Raw genomic sequence first — 1,049 nt, 5'->3', positions numbered from 1 at the left:
CCACTGCAAAAATAGCCAACAGCCCGTAGCCTTGGCACACTGAGCACCTTCAACCACCCCCTCTCCGTGAGCCTGTTACGCGCGTGCAGAAGACCTTCTCCGAACTCGAATACACCGGCAAGAAAAAGCAGACTCGTCGCGACCGCTTCTTGGCTGACCTTGAACAGTTGGTGCCCTGGGCACAACTTGAGGCGCAAGTGGCTCCATTCTATAGCGACACCACAGGCAAGCGCGGGCGCCCGGCGATCGGGTTGTCGCGCATGCTGCGCATGTATGTCGTGCAGCAGTGTTTTGGTTTCTCCGATGAAGGTACCGAGGATGCCGTCTACGACAGCCAGGCCATTCGTGGTTTTATCGGCATCGACCTGGGCCGTGAGTCGGCACCGGATGCCACCACCCTGCTGCGATTTCGTCGCTTGCTGGAAACCCATCAGCTGACACGAGTGCTGTTTGAAACGATTAACCAGCATCTGGCCAGCCGAGGTCTGCTGCTCAAGGAAGGCACTATCGTCGACGCTACCCTGATCGCCGCGCCGCCCTCGGTCAAGAATCGAGAAGGCAAGCGTGATCCCGAGATGCATCAGGCTAAAAAAGGTAATCAGTGGCACTTTGGGATGAAGGCCCAAATTGGTGTCGACGCCACGTCGGGGCTGGTGCACAGCGTAATAGGCACGGCTGCTAACGTGGCGGATGTCACCCAGGTTGATCAGTTGCTGCACGGTGACGAAACCTATGTTTCGGGTGACGCTGGATACACCGGTGCGGCCAAGCGACCGGAGCATGCTGAACGGGACGTTATCTGGTCGATTGCAGCACGGCCAAGCAGTTACAAGCAGCACGGCGAAGGCAGCGTGCTCTATCGGGTCAAGCGCAAAATTGAATATGCCAAGGCGCAACTGCGTGCCAAGGTCGAGCACCCCTTCCAGATAATCAAGGTGCGCTTCAATCATCGCAAGGTTCGCTACCGTGGGCTGGAAAAGAATACGGCGCAGTTGTTCAGTTTGTTTGGGTTGGCCAATCTGATGCTGGCCAAGCGGTATTTGCAACGG

At 57.2% G+C, this 1,049-nt stretch carries 1 protein-coding gene; it reads left to right on the top strand.

The features are described 5' to 3' along the window. Positions 1-83 precede the first annotated feature (83 nt). Positions 84-1,049 (top strand): IS5-like element IS52 family transposase (locus HX783_RS29655; RefSeq protein ID WP_177019229.1); only part of this gene is annotated, 966 nt, incomplete at its 3' end.

The organism is Pseudomonas sp. D2002, from assembly GCF_013385735.1.
Lineage (GTDB): Bacteria > Pseudomonadota > Gammaproteobacteria > Pseudomonadales > Pseudomonadaceae > Aquipseudomonas.
This window is presented reverse-complemented; position numbering and strand designations above follow the sequence as displayed.